We start from the raw sequence: 18245 nt of genomic DNA on the forward strand, positions 1-18245 counted from the left end.
ACGGCCTCGGCCGGATCACGGACGGCCGGATCGCAGGCGGTGCCCTGTGAGCACGGAGCGGCTCCTCGACGCGGATGTCCTGCCGGCGCACGGCGGCCCGACGGCCCCCGGTGACGGCGCGGTACGGTGGGTCGCCGCCACCTGGGACCACCCCGACGCACTGGCCCTGCGCAACCGGATGGACGCCGAACTACGGCCTCGTTACGCGCCCTTCGACGCTCAGCGCGCGGGTCGGCGGCCCGGGCCGCCGACCGCCGGGGAGATCGCCGTCACCTGGCTCGCGTACGAGGACGGTCGGCCGCTGGCGACGGCCTCCCTGAGACTGCTCACCCAGCGGGACATCGAGAGCCTCTACGAGGTCAAGCGCGTCTACGTGCATGACGAGCACCGCGGTCGCGGCCTGGCCAGGGCGGCGCTCGACGCGGTGGAGAGCAGTGCCCGGGCGCTCGGCGTGACCCGGCTCTCCCTGCAGACCGGAAAGCTGCAGCCGGAGGCCATGGGGCTCTACGAACGGCAGGGCTGGCACCGGATCCCCTGCTATCCGCCCTACGACGCCGACCCGTTCAGCATCTGCTTCGGCAAGCACGTCTGACACGTCCGGGCCCGGCTCACGTATCTCACGTACACCACACGAAGGAGCGAACATGACTGTCCAGGACGTCGGCGTCGACCAGTCTGATTTCGTCAAGGACTGGGAGCAGTGGCACCGTGAGCACGAGGAGGTGCTCGCGGGACCGCACGGGTTCCTCGCCATCACCAGCCTGCACTGGCTGAGCGCCGATCCCACCCGCTTCGAGGACGCCCCCGGAGCCTGGTCGACCACGCCCGACGGAGTGGTGGTCGAGCTGGCGGAGGGCGAGGAACTCACCGTCGACGGCGTGGCGGTGAGCGGCCGGTACGACTTCGGCGTCATCGGCGAGAGGGAGAGCCTGTACCCGGGATTCGGCGACGCGGTGATCGAGGTCGCCAAGCGCGGCGGACACGACATCCTGCGTCCCCGCCACCCCGGGAACGCTCTGCGTACCGCGTTCACCCGGACCCCCGCCTACGCCCCCGATCCCCGCTGGGTGCGCACCGGCCGCTTCGTTCCCTTCGACGCGCCGCGCGCCGTGACCGTCGGCGCGGCGGTCGAGGGCCTGGAACACGTCTACGACTCCCCCGGCCAGGTCGAGTTCGAGCTGGACGGCACGGTTCACCGGCTCACGGCGTTCAACGGCAGAGCCGCCGGAAGTCTGACGGTGCTGTTCACGGACGCGACCTCAGGGGTGACCACCTACGCGGCGAACCGCTCCCTGCCGGTCGCGGCTCCCGACGCCGAGGGCAGGGTGACGCTCGACTTCAACCGTGCCGCGAATCTTCCCTGCGCCTACACCGACCTGGCGACCTGCCCGCTGCCACCGGCGGAGAACCGGCTGCCGGTCGCGATCGAGACGGGCGAGAAGATCCCTCTGGAGCGCGGCGGAAAGCCCTGACGTCGCACGGCTCCCCGGCTCGTCCCCACCACAGGGACGAGCCGGGGACCTTTACGCCAGGGATCCGGCGTCACTCGTCTCCGGCTCGGGCAGCGGATCCGGCTCGCTGAGCTGTTCGCGCAGATAGTTCCAGACCACCGCGATCAGCGCGGCGGCCGGTACGGCGAGCAGGCTGCCCACGATGCCGGCCAGGCTGCCGCCGAGCGTCACCGCGAGCAGGACCACAGCGGCGTGCAGACCGAGTCCGCGGCTCTGGATCATCGGCTGGAACACGTTGCCCTCGAGCTGCTGCACGACGACGATGATCGCCAGCACGATGAGCGCGTCGGTCGGTCCGTTGGACACCAGGGCGATGAGTACGGCGACGAAGCCGGCGAACAGGGCCCCGACGATGGGTACGAACGCGGACACGAAGGTCAGCACCGCCAGCGGGAGCACCAGCGGCACTCCCACGATCCACAGGCCGAGGCCGATGAGGACCGCGTCGAGCAGGCCGACATAGGCCTGGGAACGCACGAATCCGCCGAGTGTCTCCCAGCCGCGCTCCGCCACGGCCGGCACATCGGTGGCGAACCTGCCGGGCAGCTGACCCGCGAGCCAGGGCAGGAATTTGGGGCCGTCCTTGAGCATGAAGAACATCAGGAAGACCGCCAGCACGGCGGTGACGACCCCGTTGACCACGGTGCTCACGCCGGTGACGACCGTGGTGACCATGCTGCCCAGGCTGTCCTGGATGCGGGCGGTCGCGGAGTCGAACGCACCGGTGATCTGGTCGTCGCTGATGTTGAGCGGTGGCCCGGAGGCCCACTCGCGCACCTTCTGGATGCCTCCGACCACGCCGTCGGCCAACTCCCCGGACTGGGAGGCCACCGGCACCGCGATCAGCGCCACGACCCCCACGGCGACGACGAGGAACAGTACCGTCACGAGTGAGGCCGCGAGTGCCGGAGGCCACCCGCGCCGGCGGAGGTGGCGGGCTATGGGCCACGTCAGGGTGGTGAGCAGCAGGCCGACCACGAGCGGCCAGATGACCGACCACATCCGCCCCAGCGCCCACACCGCCACGACGGCCATGGCAAGGACCAGGAGCAACTCGCCCGAGACACGGGCCGAGACGCGGAGGGCGGCGCGGGTCTTGCCGGAGTTCAACGTGACAGACATGTGCCTCAGCCTATGGGCCGCAGGATCCGCCTGTGGTGTCAGGTCCCTCTCAAGTCCTCCGAGGACAACGGTGGCGGCGGACGGCCCCGGCCCTGATGCGCCGCCCGTCGTGCGGCCTGCTGTGACAGGCATTGACACGGCGACTGCCCGTACTTAACGTGGCGCCCCGTCATTACATCGATGTAAATACGCGTGTGGTCCCCATCCCCCAACGGGCTCAGGCCCGGAAGGAAGCCTCACTGGAGCGACGGCACCGGAGCCACGGCCACGTTCACCGGTACGCGCATCGCTCTGCTGTCCGTCAAGGACACCGGCAACGGTTACGCGGCCGTGAGCATCGACGGCGGAGCCGAGCAGACCGTGGACTTCCACGGCCCCATCCGCATCGGAGAGGCCGTGCAGTACAGGAGCCCGCGGCTGGGATACGGCGAACACACCCTCCGTGTGCGGGTGACCGGTCAGCACAACGCCCAGTCCCAGGGATCCTTCGTGAGCGTCGACCGCGCCGAGGTCTACGTCGACTGAGTCCGCACACGCCGGCCGTCGGCGGGGGCGCCGGCGGCCGGTGTCCTGATCGTGTTGACCACCCCCGGCAGGCGTGCTGGAGTCGGCACGTGGACAGCATCCCCGCCAACCGGCGGCTATGGAACCGGATCAGCAGCGCCTACCAGCACGAGCACGACCCGCAGATCGGCGCCGCACCCCGGCTGTGGGGCATGTACTCCATCCCCGACGCGCACCTGCACGCCCTCGGCGACGTCACCGGCAAGCGCGTCCTCGAGCTCGGCTGCGGTGCCGGCCAGTGGTCCAGGGCGCTCGCCGCCGAGGGCGCCGCCGTGGTCGGGCTCGACCTGTCCGAGGCCCAACTCGCCGCAGCGGCCGACGCGATGGGTGCGGCCCGCTATCCGCTGGTGCAGGGCGCGGCGGAACAACTCCCCTTCGCCTCCGACAGCTTCGACCTGGTGTTCTGCGACTTCGGTGGGCTCAGCTGGGCGCCTCCGCACCTGGCCGTCCCGCAGGCAGCACGCGTCCTGCGCTGAGGCGGACGCCTGGTGTTCAACGTCGCCAGCCCATGGTTCGAAGCTTGCTACGACGAAGCCGCCGGCCGCGTGACCACGACGATGCAGCGGGACTACTTCGGGCTGAACACCATCGCCGAAGGCGACGGCGCGACCAGCTATCAGCTCACCTACGGCGACTGGGTCAAGGTCCTGCGCGGCGCGGGGCTCATCATCGACGACCTCATCGAGCCGCGGCCCGGACCCGGAACACCCAACGGCTACAACGAAACCGACCCGCCGGACTGGGCACACCGCTGGCCGGCGGAACTCCTCTGGGTGACCCACAAACCGTGAGTTCCGCCGTGCCGAGACGCGAAGGCGCCCCTGGCATCCCCTCGCCGGGCAGGCGCTACCTTCAAAACCCAGACGAAAGACCCTAGCCCCGCCGGCGGATCATCGACAGCAGGGCGCCATGGGTCTCGGCGTCCGCGGCCGCCACGAGCCCTCGCCCCGACTCCCCGACCGGAGCGCCGTCGACTCCGGTGACGACGCAGCCGGCGGCCCGGCACAGAGCGATTCCGGCCGCGAAGTGCACACTCCCGGCAAGGCCGCTGCCGTCGGTGACGTACGCGGCGCGCTTGCCGGCCGCGACCCAGGCCAGCGCCAGCGTCGAGGAGACCACGCGTGGCCGGAACCGCTCGACGAACCGGGGGTGGGCGAGCAGGTCCACCGCTCTGAAGGCGGGCGCGCCGGGAAAGGGCGGATCCAGGTTCACGTCCACCAGCCCGGTGGCAGCGGTCGGCGCCAGCGGCGTATCGCCGCCCTCGCCCCGGACCCAGGCGGCTCCGCCGCGGGTGAAGAAGACCTCGCCGCCGAAGGGATCGGCGACCGCCACCGGACCCTCGGTCAGGGCCACGTTCACGGCCACCAGCATGCTGCCGACGGAATAGTTGAGCGTGCCGCACAGGGGGTCCACCAGCCACCGGCGCACCGCGTCGGCCGCGCCCCGTTGCCCGCCCTCCTCGCCGCGTACCGCGTCCTCGGGCCGTGCGGCACGGATGACGCCCAGGATCGCCTCCTCGGCGGCCACATCGACGTCGGTGGCGAAGTCCCCGGCACCCTTCTCGATGCGGGAGTGCCGCCGCCCGTATCCGTCGCGCACCACCTCCGCACCCGCGCGCGCCGCGGCCACCGCGATCTCTGCATCGTCCAGGCCCGCATATGAGTTGATCACGGCGTGCAGATTAGCGGAGCGCCGGCGGCGAGGTCAGTCGGCGGTGGGGATCCAGGGGTCCGGCCGGGACAGCGCCTCGGACAGCGGGACCCCGTCCCGCGCGGCGACGGACCGGCGCGCCCGGAGACCGGCTCGCGTGCGCGGCCGGTACCGGGGCTCCTTGGCGCAGCCGCACGCCGACAGCCCCTCGTAGCGCAGCCCCGCACCCAGCACCACCGCCACCACCGACCACGCGCGGCGGTCACGCCTGGGCGGCGGCGCGAAGTCGTGGCCGGCGCACACGAGAGGCCGCGCGCAGTTCGGGCACACGTGCTGCCGCCCCGGATCCACGTGCCGCTTGAAGCTGAGGCGGCACGAGACGCACGCGTGGTGCAGCTTGTAGGAGGTCATGGCGTAGAAGCACACCGGTCGACCGTACGGGACGAGCCCTCGGGCGGACCACCCGTTTCCGGCCCGACGGCTCGCAGGGAATGTGCCTGTCCTCCTGGCGCCCTCCCGTTCACCGCCGCCGTGCCAGCGCCAGCAGGCTCAGCCCGAACATCAGGACGCCGAGCGGCAGATGGACCGACGGTACGTGCGCGATGCCGAGCACGACCTGGACCGAGGCGAGGACGAGGAAGCCGACGGCGTACAGGATGGGCCGGGGCGAGCCGCCGCCCGGCTTCCAGGCCAGCACCGCGGCGAGCACGTACAGCATCGCCGCCCCGTACATCACGCGGGCTCCGGCGCTGTGCAGCGTCTCTCCGTAGGACGAGGTCAACAGCAGTCCGGCGGAGACCGCTTGAAGGAAGATGGTCAGGGTCTGCAGGGCGATCGCGATCTGCAGAAACGAGAAGCGGTGCTGTGCCGTCACCTGGGTCGCCATGCCACGTTCCCCTTTTCCCGCCCGAGGGCAGTAGGCCGATAAGGTCTCACCGGTCCGACGACGCGGGCGGGCGAAAGGTAAGGCGAGGGGGGCGGTCGGAAGCATGGGGACGGCTGGGGCGCATACCGAGGAGATGGCCGGAGAGCGGCGTCAACTGATCAATGTCGCCTACCGGTTGCTCGGTTCGGTCGCCGAGTCCGAGGACGCCGTGCAGGAGGCCTACGCACGCTGGTACGCGCTGCCGCGAAGCAGGCAGGCCGAGATCGTGTCCCCCGGCGCGTGGCTGACGACGGTGACCGGCCGCATCTGCCTGGATGTGCTCGGCTCGGCGCGGGCCCGGCGTGAACGCTATGTCGGCGCGTGGCTGCCCGACCCCCTCCCCGACCGCGCCGAGTGGGCCCACGGCCAGGGGGCCGACCCGGCCGACCAGATGATCCTGGACGAATCGGTGACGATGGCCTTCCTCGTCGTCCTGGAGTCGATGACGCCGGCCGAGCGGGTGGCGTTCGTCCTGCACGACGTCTTCCGTTACCCCTTCGCGGAGATCGCCGGCGTCCTCGGCCGGACTCCGGCGGCCTGCAAGCAGCTGGCGGCCTCCGCCCGGCGGCGGGTGGGCGCCACGCGCGCTCCGGTGGCGACGGCGGGGCGGGCCGACGCGGTGCGGCATGTGAAGGAGGCATGGGAGTCGAAGAACATCGCGGCCCTCGTCGAACTGCTCGACCCGGCCGCGGTGATGACCGCCGACGGTGGTGGAGTGGCCGGTGCCGCCCTGCACCCGATCGAAGGCGGTGCACGCATTGCCCGGTACATGGTCGCCGTCGTCGACAGGGCCCCGGGGCTCGGACTCCTGGAGCGCACGGTCAACGGCACGCCGGGCCTGGTGGCCCGGCGTGCCGGTGTCGTCATGACCGTGGCCTCGTTCGATGTCGCCGACGGCCGGGTCACCCGGATCTGGGTGGTCCGCAATCCGGAGAAGCTGAGGCCGTGGGCGAGGGACGGCTGATGGCCGAGTCGGGAACGGGCGTGTGTGCAGTCCGCCGTGCGGGAGGTCAGGATGCGACGAAGCGCGCGATCTGACCCAGCACGATCGTGTCCGCCAGATACCCGATGTGGGTCTGGCAGACCACGTTGTTGTTCGTCGCGCCGCTGAGCCGGGTGCTGGTGTACGGCAGGATGATGCCGTCACAGGCCGAGTACCAGGTGGCGTACTTGGTGTCGCCCGGCGTTTCGTCACCCGCGGTGATCTGCGAGATGAACGAGGAGCCCGGGTACATCTGCTGGCAGGTCGTGTAGATCAGACAGGCGCCGGCGTACGTGGTCCCGTGGTTCGCGCCCGCGATCGATGCGAGGTGGCTGACGCTGGTGTTGCCGCCCAGCACCTTCAGGTAGTACTGGCTGACGAGGCCGCCCATCGAGTGATTGACGATCGCGACCTTGCTCGCGCCGGTCCGGGACTTGACGTCGTTGACGAACGAGGCGAGCCCCTGGGCGTTGGTGACGTTGTTCCCGTAGGAGTTGTACTCGTACGCGAAGAGCTTGGAGCTGGACCAGCCGTTGAGCTGGAAGACGCTCATGGCGGTGACCCAGTTGGAGGCGTTGCCGGTGTAGCCGTGGACGAAGACGACCGGTGTGCTGGTCGACAGCGGCTGAGCGGCCGCGGCGCGGGCCGCCGGTGCGGCCGCGGTGGCTGCGGTGGCCGCGGCCGGGGCCGCACCGGCCGTCGGTGCCGAGGAGAACAGGGTGAACGCGACCGTGACGGCGGCGAGGACGCCGAGAAGCCGGCGGGGGGAACGACGACGCATGGAGCACTCCTGACGGGGATGCGGGTGCCTGACCCGACAAGAGTCGAGGGGCGCGGCTCCGGCGCCATCGGTGAAATCACCGGCGTTCGCCGATGACGCGGGGCGCTCCACGGTCCCGTCACGGGTGGTGGTCGATCCGGTCAGCCCGGAGCTCTTACCGCTACGTTCCGGGGCGGGCCGGTCAGTCGACCGTGATGGCGTCGAGCTTGGCGCGCAGGTAGACGTGCGAGTCGACCGGCTCGTACGCCACCTCGCCCTTCGGGGCGGGCAGCGGGGCCACCGTGGTGCCGGGGTCGCACTCGTAGAAGTAGACCAGGGACATCAGTTCCTCGGCGGGCGCGTCGGCCGGCGGGGGAAGCACCCGGTGGCGTCCTGAACACCAGCGGTCACCGGTCCAACGTGCCATCAGGTCACCGATGTTGATGGTGAAGGCGTCGGGGTCGAACGGCGCGTCCTCCCAGCCCCCCTCGTCCGTGAAGACCTGGAGACCGCCCTTGCCGGCCTGCCGGTCCAGCACCGTGACCGTGCCGAAGTCGGTGTGCGGGCCGATCCGGAACTGTCCCTCCTCCGGCTCGCCGGTGACCTCGGTGCCTGGATACCAGTTGACGTTGAAGCCCCACGTCGGGTGGGTCGTGTGCCGGGTGAAGAAGTCCGCCGGCTCGTCGAGGGCCGTCGCCAGCAGCTCCAGCAGCTGGTCCGAGAGCGTCCGCATCGCCGTCAGGTACTCCTGCGACAGCTCCTTGAGCTCGGGCGCCTCGGCCGGCCAGACGTTGGGCCGGAACCACTCGGCGTCCACGTCCGGGTCGCCCGTCGGGTCCTCGGAGGCGAACGTCAGCGACTCCTTGAGATCCGGCGGGGTCTGCGTGCCCTCCGAGTAGCCGTTCGCCTCTGCGCCCGGTCCGAGCCAGCCCCGGCCGCCGACCTTCACCGAGTACGGCTGCTTGTCCTCGACCGGACGGCGGAAGAAGTCGCGGGCCGCGGCGCGGATGCGTCCGCGCAGCTCCGGTGCCACGCCGTGCCCGGTGACCAGCAGGAAGCCGGCGGTCCGCAGGGCCCGGTCGACGGTCGCCGCGATCTCCGCACGCGCGTCCGGATCGCCGGACAGCCACGGGCCCAGGTCGATGGTCGGCACGCGCGGCGCCGCCGCCGTGGCGGTGCCGGTCGCGGGGGATGCCGCAGGGGAGGTGTCACTCATCGCCGATGTCCTCGTTCCATAGTTCCGGCCGTTCCTGGATGAAGTCGCGCATCATCGCCACGCACTCCGGATCGTCGAGCAGCACGATCTCGACGCCGTGCTCGGCCAGCCACGCGTGCCCCCCGTGAAAGGTGGTGGCCTCGCCGATCACCACCCGGGAGATCCCGAACTGGCGGACGAGCCCGGAGCAGTACCAGCACGGTGACAGCGTGGTCACCATCGTGGTGCCCCGGTACGAGCGCTGCCGGCCCGCGCTGCGGAAGGCGTCCGTCTCGCCGTGCGCCGAGGGGTCGTCGTGCTGCACCCGCCGGTTGCGACCGCGCCCCAGCAACCGCCCGTCGGGGCCGTACAGCGCGGCCCCGATCGGGATGCCGCCCTCGCCGAGACCGGTCCTGGCCTCCTCGACGGCGGTGGCAAGCCAACGGCGTGCCTGTGCGGGGGCGAGCCCGCCACCTGCGATGTTCTCCTCGCGATCCATGGCTCCCACTCTGCTGCCGCCGAAACAACGGGGCAACGTGCGGAAAGTACTCTCCGAACAGCCGATGGCCGGACGATTTGTCGGGAGGACGCCCTGTGCCCGCGCTGACCCTGCGTGAGATTCTGAAGCTCGACGTGGTGCGGGACGCCGCGCCCGAGGTGCTCGCCCACCGCCAGGGCCTCGACGTGCCCGTGCGCTGGGTGCACTCCAGCGAGGTATACGAAGGCGCGCACTTCCTGGACGGCGGGGAGCTGATGATCACCGATGGGCGGATGCTGGTCGGCGTAAGCGGCCCCGATCTGCGGCTCTACGTCCGGGAACTCGTCCACAGGGGAGCCGTCGGGCTGGCCGTCGAGGTGGGCAGGGCGCTGCCTCGGATGCCCGACGAGATGGTCGAGGAGGCCGCGGCCGTCCGGCTGCCGCTCGTCGCGCTTCGCCGGATGGTGCCCTTCGTACGCGTCACCGAGGCGGCCAACCGCGCCATCATCACGCGCGGTCTGACCGAACGCGCCGTGCACGTCGACAGCGCCGACCACGCGGCGGCCCTCCTCGCCGATCTGGCCGAATCCCGGGCACTCAACCAGCCCGAGGTGGATGCCAGGGCCGCGCTCTCCGACTTCCACCCGGCACCCGGGTCCCGCCTGGTCGGGGTGTCGATCACCGGCGGCCCCGGCGCGGTGGGCCGCGCCCTGGCGCTCCTGGGCGCGGAGGGCCGCTGTGCCGCGCTCCAGGCGGAGTTCCCCGGGGACGTCCTCGCCCTGCTGGCCCTCCCCGCCGCCCGGCCCGGCGTCCCGCGCGACGCGGTCGGAGCGGTGCAGGAGGCGTTCGCCGGCACGGCGGAGCCCGGGACGACAGTGGCCGTGGGGCACCCGGTGCCCGCCGACGGAGGCTGGCTGCGCTGGAGCGACACGGTCCGGGCCGCCCGCACGACGCTCGAACTGGCCCTCACCGTGCCACCGCCCGAACCCGTGCCCGGCGACCGCCCCCGGGTCACCTCGTCCCGCGCGCTGGCCCTGGAGCGGGAGTTGACCCGAGGCGGTGTGGACGCCAACCGGGACCGGCTCGCCCGACTCGTACAGCAGGCCCTGGGACCGCTGCTGGAATGGGAGGCCGCGCACCCCAGCGACCTGGTCCGCACACTGGAGGTGCATCTGCGGCACGGCTGTTCCCCGACCCGCACCGCGGCCCTGCTGCACATCGGCCGCCAGTCGCTCTACCAGCGCCTGGAACGCATCGAGTCGCTGCTCGGCCTCGAGACGGGCGACCCGGAACTGCTGGGCGAACTCCTCGCCGCCACCTGCGCGCACCGGGTGGTCCGTGGCCGGCGCCCCGCCGTCCGCGCGCTGCGGACGGTCGCCTGAGGCGATTCCGACCCCGGCCCGGGGCACGAAAGGTGCGCCCCTCCCGCAGTGCCGTGCGGACCCGCTTCAGTCGGACGCCGCCGCCCGTCGCCGCCGCAGGACGAGGTGGATGCCGGCGCTCAGCAGGAATCCGGCCACGCAGGTGATGTCCCCGAGGGAGGGCCACTGCTCGGCGGCCCAGCCCACGTACTTCTCCTGGTTGGAGAAGAGCGCGACGGACACCACGAACCCGGCCAGCAGGGCGACGAGCCCCCTCCAGTCGTCGACTTCGGGGTCGGAGGCGTCGGTCAGCGAGCGGAACACCCGGGCGTCGGAAAGCTTCCGGGTGAGCCACCGCTCGGCCATCATGACGCCGAGCCAGGGCGCCACCCAGTAGGCGATGACCAGCAGGAACGCCTCGTACGCGGCACCCGCGTCGGAGAGTGACGCCCATGCGGCGAGAGTGCCCGCGGCCCCGGTGACGACGACCAGCGTGGCACGGTTCAGCCACCGGGGAAGCTTCAGGCCCAGCGCGGTGACGGACATCGACGACGAGTAGATGTTGATCGCGTTGGCCGAGACCGCGCCCAGGATGACGGCTACCAGGACCAGGTTGCCCAGCCACCCCGGGAGGTGGCCGGTGAAGGCGGCGGTCGGGGTGTCGGCGCCGTCGGTGACGACGGTGGCCGAGGCGGCGCCGATGAGTGCGACGGCCGACACCGACAGGAAGAGCCCGAGCGCCGGGTAGAGCGCGGTCTTCCAGCGGGAGGTCCCGGCCGGCAGGTAGCGCGAGTAGTCCGAAGCGTTCGGGTTCCAGCCGGCCGCGTACCCCCAGGCGGCGCTGAACGCCAGCAGGAAACCGCCGATGCCACCGGCGGCGGGCGCCCCGAGGTCGGCCTCGCGGAACGTCCAGACGCCCGCGAGCAGGAAGACCACGGCCAGCACGGGCAGCGCGTACCGCTCGAAGGCGTGCACGAAGTCGTGGCCGATGAAGCCCACGAGTATCTCGCAGGCCACCACCAGCAGCAGCGACGGCAGCGGCCGTAGACCGGTCAGCGTGTTCAGGGCGAACGCGGCGCTCACGCTGTTCACGGCGAACCAGCCGACGCCGGTGATGAGCGCCGTCATCGCGGAGGGCAGCGCGTTGCCCCGGTGGCCGAAGGCTCGCCGTCCGACCACCATCTGCGGGACGCCGAACCGCGGCCCGTCCATGCTGAGGATGCCGTGGGAGACCGCTCCGAACGCGGTGCCGAGCACCAGCGCCGCGGCGGCCTGCCAGAAGTTCAGGCCGAAGAAGAGGACCGAGATCACGCCGATGTACACGGTGGCGAACTCGATGTTGGGAGAGGCCCAGGTCCACAGCAGGCCCCGTGCCCTGCCGTGCCGTTCGGCGGCCGGGATGGGGTCGGCACCGGCCGTCTCGACGGCGATGACTCGGTCCCCGTAAGCGGGTTCGGGTACGCCGGTGGAATCGGCGGTGAGGGTCGTCATCCCCGAAGTGTCGGCGGCCGGGAGCACCCGGCACAGGGGCGCACTGTCCGCTCCGCGAGGCGGGAAGACGTACAGCTTGTACTGGGAACGGGACTTCCGGCGGGCGAGTGGCCCGAGGAGCAGGACCGTCGTCCTGGCCATCGCGGACCAACGGGAGAAGTTGTCACACCTCCGGCAACTGGACGTCGTACCGGGTGTGCTTCGGACCTGCGCCGGTGGCGGCGTCCAGCGCGTACACGTGTTCTTCGCTCCTGAGGTACAGCATCCCGCCTGCCACCCTCACCACGTACTCCGAGTAGGTGTCGGGAGTGTCCATCGACCAGCGTTGCCTTCCGTACGTCCAGAGCATTGTTCCGGACTCGGCATCCAGTGCCCACGCCTGCTCCCGGCTGAGGCCGTAGACCACTCCCCCGGTGACGGTCGCACCCTCGAAATCCCAGTCGCTGCCGTATGTCCAAAGACGTGTTCCGGTGCCGGCGTCCAACGCCTGCACACCGTCTCTGCCGGTGAGCACCATCCCGTCGCTCACCGTCAGCGGACTGGGCTTCCCGTCGTTCTCGTACGCCCAGACCAGTGCTCCGGTGGCGGCGTCCAATGCCCGTGTGTCGCGCACGGTGCTGAGATACACCATTCCGTCGGCGGCCCGCACCCGTCCCCAGCCCCAGCCGGTCCTGTGGGTCCAGCGCGGTGTTCCGGTCGCGGCCTCCAGCGCAAGCACATCCCCATCGGTGCTTCTGTCGTACACCATTCCCTCGGCCACCGTGACCAGCCCGAAGTACGGGCCGGTCTCGTGCTTCCAGCGTTGCGCCCCGGTAGCGGCATCCAGGGCGCACAGGCTCCCAGGTCTGACGAGGTGCACCAACCCCTCCGCGACGCCTGCCACCTCCCCTCGGCCGGCGTCCTGCTCCCAGCGTGGTGTACCCGTGGCGGCATCCAGCGCGTACGCCCTTTCACCCTCACTGCCGTACACCGTTCCGTCGGCCACCCGCACCCTGTAGGAGGCTCGGCCGCTCTCGTACGCCCAGCGTGGCGCTCCGGTGGCGGCGTCCAGCGCCCGTACGCCGCTTCGGGTGGCTAAGTAGAGCACTTCGTCGACCACCGTCAGACTGTCACCGCTGGCGGCTTCGTGGGCCCAGCGTGGCGCTCCGGTGGCGGCGTCCAGCGCGTACACACGCTGTTGGGTGCTGAGGTACATCAACCCGTCAGCTGCCGTCATGGATGTGACCGGGCTCGTGAGGGCGACACGCCAGGAGCGCATGCCGTCTCTCGGTCCGGCGGCGCGGTTGCGCAGCCGAAGACGTCGGGCGACGGCGTTCTGGGCGAACTGCTGGGGTTCAGGGCTTCCTCGTTCGCGAAGCCGTGCGCGGACCTTACGCCAGGCGTTGTCCACGCTGATCGACGGCCCAGCTCCTGGGATTCCGTGATGGATGACATCGATGAGTTCGCCTGTGAACTCCGGGTAGGTGGCGCCCGGCAGGACGAAGGAGCGCCGCGTGGGCGGTGCGGAGGTAAGGACCACGTCCCCGTAGTCGTCTGCTTCGTCGTTCCCCGTGGTGCGCTGTTCGTCCAGGGCCTGGGCGAGGTCGGCGCGCGTCGGAGCATCAGCACCGGCCATGGAGCCGGCGAGGCCGCTGTAGCAGCAGTCCAAGAGGGTCAGCCGGTATCGGGCACGGTGCCCGGCCCGCCGCACCACGTCGCGGAGGTTCCGGTAGGGCAGCGTACCGATCTGCGGATGGTCCGCGTCGGCGTCCGCGAGGGCCAGGTAGAGGCGTTCGTCGCGATCGCGTAGCCCGTGCCCGGAGAAGTACACCACCAGGGTGTCGGTCACGTTCCTGGCAGCGTCGCGGACCGCTCCGAGGATCGCGGAGCTGGAAGCGTCCGCACCGAGCACTGTGACGTGATGCGCCGGCAGACCCCAGACCTCGGTGTCGAGGAACAGCGCGGCCAGCCGCCTCGCGGCGGCGCCCGCCGCGGGCAGCGCTGCCAAGTCGGGATGCGTGTAGGTGTCGACCCCGATCAGGACCGCCCTGCTTGCCGCCGGATCAGGAATCGTCATCAGGCCGGTCGTGGGCCGCCGGACCGTCCGCGGAGGGAGGGGGCTCCTCGCTGCCGGCCTCCGATGTCGCGAGCATGCGGGCGATCAGGGCTGCGTCCTCAGGGGTGCCCGATTCGATGATGACGCGCGTGCCCTCGTGCTCGACGACAAGTCGCGCCTCGCGGCGAAGTCTGGGCAACAGCGAAGCACGGTAGGCCTGGTGTGAGTACAGCAGTGCTGCCGTGGAGAACCCGGAGGACACGACGAGGCTGAGCCAGTCCGCCAGATCCCCGGACATGGCGCCCTCGCCGGAGGCGGTTCGGAGCTTCCGGATCTCCATGTACGGGCCCACGCTGCGGTCCTGAGCGAGCCAATCCGCGAACGCCTCGGTCAACTCCGCCGTTTCGTTCCCGTCCCGGCTGCTACTCGTGCTCGCGATCCGGATGCGCAAGTCGACCCCCGACAACTACAGAACCAGTGTGGGGGCCCAGGGTAGGACCAGCGCCCGAGCAGACGCCAGATCGGCTCCGCCCGTCGGCACTCGCGCTGACTTCGGGGACGGTGCTCTGCCCCGGACGGGCCGGACCCTGACGGCTTCCTGACGGCTTCCTGACGATGAAACAAAATGAAGCAAATGAAACGCGATGAAAAGCATTTCAAAGCTTCGGATTTGTTCCGAAAATTTCCCTGCACTCCCCTGACCTGCGATGTCACTTGCCCCATTGAGCCCGCTGAAAGTTTCCGTGACATTTCTGTTGACGCGGCTCTACAAAGGATTTCACACTCCCTACCACGAAGATCGGAGGGTGAAGTGCCAACAACGATCCGAGATGTGGCGAAGGCCGCAGGAGTCTCGCCGGCCACCGTGTCACGCGCTCTGAGCATGTCGGAGCTCGTCACCCCGGCGACTCGGGAGCATGTGCGTACCGTCGCCGCCCGCCTCGGCTACGCGCCCAACCGGGCCGCACGCGGCCTGATCACCGGCCGTACGGGCAACATAGGGCTGGTCGTACCCGACCTGCTCAACCCGATCTTTCCCAGCGTGATCAAGGCGATCCAGGCTCGCTGCCGCGAGACGGATTACGCCGTCTTCATCGCCGACACCGATGAGAACGCGGCCGCCGAGGGGGACCTGGTCCGCGCCCTGGCCAAGCAGGTCGACGGGGTCATCCTGTGCGCCCCCCGGACCGACGACGAGCAGCAGTTGCAGCTGGCCGGCGAGACCGAACTGGTCACGGTGTTCCGCAGGGTGGAGGGGATGCCGGCGATCACCGTGGACAATGCCGACGGGATGCGGCAGATCGTCGAGCACCTGGCGGCGCTCGGGCACCGCCGACTGGCTTGGGTCGGTGGCCCGGCCGCCTCCCTGTCGAACCGCCTGCGCGCTGCGGGCCTGCGCGCGGCGACCGAGCAGCGCGGGCTGGAGCTCATGGAGGTGGGGCAGTTCCCGCCGTACTGCGAAGGCGGTGTGGCCGCGGCCGACCTGGTGGTCGCCTCCGGGGCCACTGCCGCGATCGCGTACAACGACACGATGGCCCTTGGCCTGTTGGCACGGCTCCACAGCCGCGGGATCCGCATTCCCGAGGATCTGAGCGTCGTGGGTATCGACGGCATCCCCATGGCCGGCATGGCCCACCCCGCCCTGACGACTGTCCAGGTCCCGGCGCAGGCGGTAGGGCGCGCCGCGGTCGACCTGATGCTCGAACGCCTGCGGACCCCCGAGCAGTCGTCGGCCCACCGCGGCGAACTGCCCGTTCATCTCGTGGTGCGTGACAGCACCGGCGTCGTCACGGGCGGCAGGACGGCCGCGTAAGCCCCACCGGACCGCCACCGGACCGCAGTCGGCCCGCACGGCGGCACGGCACCACGCGATAGCGCGCGAGCGGAAGGGCCGCGGTCGTGACAGGAACCCGTTCCAGCAGAGGGAGTTCAGCAATGCGTTTGCCTTCGCATGCCCGAAATGCCCGAGTGGCCCGACGATTGGCCCTGACCCTCGCCGCCGTCGCCCCGCTGACGATGGTGCCCCACGCCACGGCCGCCGCCGGGTCCGCCCCACAGGGCGGGAAGTCGCCCTCCGTCGAGAGCCGGCTCAAGGACGTGATCGTCCGGGGCGGCGCCGAATTCCGCGACCTCAACGACAACGGCCGCGTGGACCCCTACGAGAACTGGCGTCTACCGACGAAAATCCGGGCCCGGGATCTGGTCGAGCGGATGACCACGGAGGAGAAGGCGGGGATGATGCTCATCTCCTCCTTCGACAACACCTCGAGCCGCCCCGCGCTCACCGAGGACCACCTGCGCTACTTCATCGTCCGCGACGACCCCGAACCGAAGGACCTCGCGGAGCGCAACAACGAGATCCAGGAGCTCGGAGAGGCGTCGCGGCTCGGCATCCCGGTCGTGATGACCTCCAACCCCCGAAACCATGTGAACCCCAACCGCACCCTCGGCCACGCCGAGGCCGGTGGGCAACTGTCCACCTGGCCGGGAGAGCTGGGGCTCGCTGCCACCCGTGACCCCCGACTCGTCGAGGAGTTCGCGGAGATCGCCGCCAAGGAGTGGCGTGCCGTCGGCATCCAGAAGGGCTATATGTACATGGCCGACATCGCCACCGAGCCGCGCTGGACGCGGACCGACGGCACGTTCGGCGAGAGTCCAAAGCTCGCTGCGGACATGATCAGCGCGGTGGTGAAGGGCTTCCAGGGCGAGAAACTCGGCCCCGACAGCGTCGCGCAGACCACCAAGCACGCCCCCGGCGGCGGTCCCCGGGTCGAGGGCAAGGACCCGCACCACGCGTGGGGCCAGACCAACGAGTACCCCACCAAGGGCAGCCTGGAGAAATACCATCTGCCGCCCATGCAGGCCGCGATCGACGCCGGCACCAGCTCGGTCATGCCGTACTACGCCCGGCCGGAGAACGACGGGAGCGCCGTCCAACTGCCGAAGCGGCTCTGGTACACCGAGGATCAGCAGTTCGAGGAGGTCGGCTTCGCCTTCAACAAGCCGATCCTGCAGGACCTGGTACGCGAGAAGATGGATTTCGACGGCTACATCAACTCCGACACCGGCATCATCGGCGATCGGGCCTGGGGCGTCGATACCCTCACCGAGGCCGAGCAGTACGCCAAGGCTATCGACGCCGGTACGAACATCTTCTCCGGCGGCACCGATGTGGCCCCGCTGCTGGAGTCCATCAGGACCGGCCTCGTGAAGGAGAGGAAGATCGACCGGTCGGTGACCTATCTGCTCACCGAGATGTTCGACCTCGGCCTGTTCGAGGACCCCTACACCGCCCCGGATCGCGCGCAGCGGATCGCGGACGACCCGAAGTCGCAGGCCAGGGCGGATGTGGCGCACCGCAAGTCGGTGGTGCTGCTGCGCAACGACGGGGCCGGGGACGGCCGAAAGGTGCTCCCGCTCACCGACGAGCGCGTCGGAGGCGTCAAGCTCTACGTGGAGGTCTTCCAGGAGGGGGACGAGGACTCCGCGACGCAGACGACGGCATTGCGTGAACTGATCAGCAGGACCGATCCGTCGGTCACCCTGGCCGAGACCCCGGAGGAGGCCACCCACGCCTACCTCTACGTGGCACCGAGCCTGTCCTGGAGCGAGGACGACACGGTGGACGACGGTCCGTCCATCGAGCTGAAGAAGGACTCCGACACCGGCATCGACTCCGAGCGCATCCTGGCCGTGCAGAAGAAGGTCGAGACCGTCGTCCTCAACGTAAACACGACCAACCCGTGGCTGCTCGACGAGATCGAGCCGGGTGCCGACGCTGTCATTTCCACCTTCAACACCTCGCCCGAGGCTGCCCTGGACGTGATCCGGGGACGGTACAACCCGACCGGCAAACTGCCGTTCGCACTCCCGGCGGACAAGGAGGCCGTGGAGCGGAACGCGTCGGACGTGCCCAGTTACGACGAGGGCTACGACTACTCCTACGAGAACGCGACGGGCGACACCTACGCTTACGGCTTCGGTCTGCGCTACAAGTGATCGCCCGACGGGCTGCCGGAGTGCCCGCTCCGGCAGCCCGTCCAGCCGCCGGCAAAACCCTCGGCGCGTATGGCAACGGCCCTCCCCGCTACCGGTGTCGCGGCCGCGGGTCCGGCACGCACACCGGCACAGAACAGCGCGGGCCACCCGGATGCGCCCCGACCCGCCCGAC

At 70.5% G+C, this 18245-nt stretch carries 16 protein-coding genes and 2 pseudogenes; 8 read left to right on the forward strand and 10 right to left on the reverse strand.

Annotated features, from left to right (window positions below; translation table 11 throughout):
* The first annotated feature begins 46 nt into the window (after positions 1-46).
* Both ACIRD8_RS25420 and ACIRD8_RS25425 read left to right on the forward strand, forming a co-directional pair.
* Complete coding sequence (locus ACIRD8_RS25420) at positions 47-592, forward strand: GNAT family N-acetyltransferase (protein ID WP_403995805.1); 546 nt, start codon at positions 47-49, stop codon at positions 590-592.
* Positions 593-644: 52 nt separating this feature from the next.
* Positions 645-1472: a DUF1684 domain-containing protein gene (locus ACIRD8_RS25425; protein WP_403995808.1), complete on the forward strand. Its 828-nt coding sequence runs from the start codon at positions 645-647 to the stop codon at positions 1470-1472.
* A gap of 51 nt (positions 1473-1523) precedes the next feature.
* On the opposite strand, the gene ACIRD8_RS25430 is transcribed toward ACIRD8_RS25425, so the two are convergent.
* Positions 1524-2633 carry an AI-2E family transporter gene (locus ACIRD8_RS25430; RefSeq protein WP_403995811.1) on the reverse strand — a complete coding sequence of 370 codons (1110 nt, stop codon included), beginning with the start codon at positions 2631-2633 and terminating at the stop codon, positions 1524-1526.
* A 237-nt stretch (positions 2634-2870) separates the two neighbouring features.
* On the opposite strand from ACIRD8_RS25430, the pseudogene ACIRD8_RS25435 reads away from it, so the two are divergent.
* Together ACIRD8_RS25435 and ACIRD8_RS25440 are read left to right on the forward strand one after the other, a co-directional pair.
* Positions 2871-3158, forward strand: a pseudogene (locus ACIRD8_RS25435) (hydrolase); the annotation flags it as partial.
* Positions 3159-3247: 89 nt separating this feature from the next.
* A pseudogene (locus ACIRD8_RS25440) lies at positions 3248-3988 on the forward strand (class I SAM-dependent methyltransferase).
* A gap of 82 nt (positions 3989-4070) precedes the next feature.
* Here ACIRD8_RS25440 and ACIRD8_RS25445 read toward each other — a convergent pair.
* The 3 genes from ACIRD8_RS25445 to ACIRD8_RS25455 form a co-directional block, all read right to left on the reverse strand.
* Positions 4071-4868 carry an inositol monophosphatase family protein gene (locus ACIRD8_RS25445; RefSeq protein WP_403995814.1) on the reverse strand — a complete coding sequence of 266 codons (798 nt, stop codon included), beginning with the start codon at positions 4866-4868 and terminating at the stop codon, positions 4071-4073.
* Between the two features lie 33 nt (positions 4869-4901).
* Positions 4902-5258 carry a hypothetical protein gene (locus tag ACIRD8_RS25450; RefSeq protein ID WP_403995816.1) on the reverse strand — a complete coding sequence of 119 codons (357 nt, stop codon included), beginning with the start codon at positions 5256-5258 and terminating at the stop codon, positions 4902-4904.
* 109 nt (positions 5259-5367) lie between these two features.
* Complete coding sequence (locus tag ACIRD8_RS25455; protein WP_403995819.1) at positions 5368-5733, reverse strand: hypothetical protein; 366 nt, start codon at positions 5731-5733, stop codon at positions 5368-5370.
* 103 nt (positions 5734-5836) lie between these two features.
* On the opposite strand from ACIRD8_RS25455, the gene sigJ reads away from it, so the two are divergent.
* Positions 5837-6736, forward strand: a complete 900-nt coding sequence (gene sigJ, locus ACIRD8_RS25460) for an RNA polymerase sigma factor SigJ (protein ID WP_403995821.1) — start codon at positions 5837-5839, stop codon at positions 6734-6736.
* Between the two features lie 46 nt (positions 6737-6782).
* Here sigJ and ACIRD8_RS25465 read toward each other — a convergent pair whose 3' ends face one another.
* From ACIRD8_RS25465 to ACIRD8_RS25475, 3 genes are all read right to left on the reverse strand, one after another.
* Entirely contained in the window at positions 6783-7535 is a 753-nt protein-coding gene (locus tag ACIRD8_RS25465) for an esterase/lipase family protein (protein ID WP_403995824.1), read from the reverse strand.
* Positions 7536-7716: 181 nt separating this feature from the next.
* Positions 7717-8730 (reverse strand): isopenicillin N synthase family dioxygenase, encoded by a 1014-nt coding sequence (locus ACIRD8_RS25470; protein ID WP_403995827.1) that lies wholly within the window; start codon positions 8728-8730, stop codon positions 7717-7719.
* Positions 8723-9208: a nucleoside deaminase gene (locus ACIRD8_RS25475; RefSeq protein WP_403995830.1), complete on the reverse strand. Its 486-nt coding sequence runs from the start codon at positions 9206-9208 to the stop codon at positions 8723-8725. The genes ACIRD8_RS25470 and ACIRD8_RS25475 overlap by 8 nt, the downstream gene beginning before the upstream one ends.
* 95 nt (positions 9209-9303) lie before the next feature.
* Here ACIRD8_RS25475 and ACIRD8_RS25480 point away from each other — a divergent pair, with 95 nt between their 5' ends.
* Complete coding sequence (locus tag ACIRD8_RS25480; RefSeq protein ID WP_403995833.1) at positions 9304-10569, forward strand: PucR family transcriptional regulator; 1266 nt, start codon at positions 9304-9306, stop codon at positions 10567-10569.
* Positions 10570-10635: 66 nt separating this feature from the next.
* On the opposite strand, the gene ACIRD8_RS25485 is transcribed toward ACIRD8_RS25480, so the two are convergent.
* The 3 genes from ACIRD8_RS25485 to ACIRD8_RS25495 form a co-directional block, all read right to left on the reverse strand.
* Positions 10636-12039: a purine-cytosine permease family protein gene (locus ACIRD8_RS25485; RefSeq protein ID WP_403995836.1), complete on the reverse strand. Its 1404-nt coding sequence runs from the start codon at positions 12037-12039 to the stop codon at positions 10636-10638.
* Positions 12040-12202: 163 nt separating this feature from the next.
* Entirely contained in the window at positions 12203-14095 is a 1893-nt protein-coding gene (locus tag ACIRD8_RS25490; RefSeq protein ID WP_403995839.1) for a PQQ-binding-like beta-propeller repeat protein, read from the reverse strand.
* On the reverse strand, positions 14082-14540 hold the full coding sequence (locus ACIRD8_RS25495; RefSeq protein ID WP_403995842.1) for a hypothetical protein: 459 nt from the start codon (positions 14538-14540) through the stop codon (positions 14082-14084). The genes ACIRD8_RS25490 and ACIRD8_RS25495 overlap by 14 nt, the downstream gene beginning before the upstream one ends.
* Before the next feature lie 366 nt (positions 14541-14906).
* Here ACIRD8_RS25495 and ACIRD8_RS25500 point away from each other — a divergent pair, with 366 nt between their 5' ends.
* Both ACIRD8_RS25500 and ACIRD8_RS25505 read left to right on the forward strand, forming a co-directional pair.
* Complete coding sequence (locus tag ACIRD8_RS25500; RefSeq protein WP_403995845.1) at positions 14907-15887, forward strand: LacI family DNA-binding transcriptional regulator; 981 nt, start codon at positions 14907-14909, stop codon at positions 15885-15887.
* A gap of 155 nt (positions 15888-16042) precedes the next feature.
* Complete coding sequence (locus ACIRD8_RS25505) at positions 16043-18073, forward strand: glycoside hydrolase family 3 N-terminal domain-containing protein (RefSeq protein WP_403995848.1); 2031 nt, start codon at positions 16043-16045, stop codon at positions 18071-18073.
* The last annotated feature ends 172 nt before the right edge of the window (positions 18074-18245 follow it).

The sequence above is a fragment of the Streptomyces sp. NPDC102451 genome (genome assembly GCF_044765485.1).
Lineage (GTDB): Bacteria > Actinomycetota > Actinomycetes > Streptomycetales > Streptomycetaceae > Streptomyces.